Below are 572 nucleotides of genomic sequence, written 5' to 3'. Positions count from 1 at the left end.
CGAAATAGGCGATCTGGTGACCGGGGCGACCCTCGAACGCGGCGATGAACGTATCCATGCGATACTGCGGCAAGGTCGGCGTTGTGCTGATCCCGACATTGACCACGGCGATCAAGGCCAGCGACCAGACCGTTGCTGCCTGCGCAGACCCCACAACCCAGCCCCCAAAGGCGACCAAGGCAAGGGCAACCAGCGCCAAGGCCAGCGTGCCGGGTGCGGTGGTAAATTCAACCGAGTCGACCACACCAAGACCCAGCAGAACCGCAAGCACCAACGCGCCGCCCGCGATCAGTGGCGCGGACCAATCCAGCGCGCGGCGCCACGTTACCCGGCCAAGTGCCGACGCGACGAGCAGGGCCAAGATCGGCATCTCGGGCACAAGGTAGTGCGCCTGTTTGCTGCCAATCAGGCTGAACAGAAGAAGCGCAGACAGGCCTGCCACAAGCAGGAAGCGGTCCCCCATCTCTCGGCCCGCGCCGCGCAGACCTTTCCAGAAGTTCAGGTTGAAGCCCCACGGGAACAGATAGACCGGCACCAGCATCAGGAAGAACCAGAAGGGCCGGGCGTGATCG

1 protein-coding gene is annotated in these 572 nt (G+C 64.2%); it reads right to left on the bottom strand.

The annotated features are described in order from the left end of the window. Positions 1-572, bottom strand: a 572-nt coding sequence (locus tag SM447_RS29635; protein WP_474576162.1) for a hypothetical protein, incomplete at both ends; no start/stop codon positions are given.

It is taken from the genome of Micromonospora aridisoli, assembly GCF_056150025.1.
The sequence above is the reverse complement of the archived record's forward strand: the minus strand, read 5'-3'. Positions and strand labels throughout refer to the sequence as shown.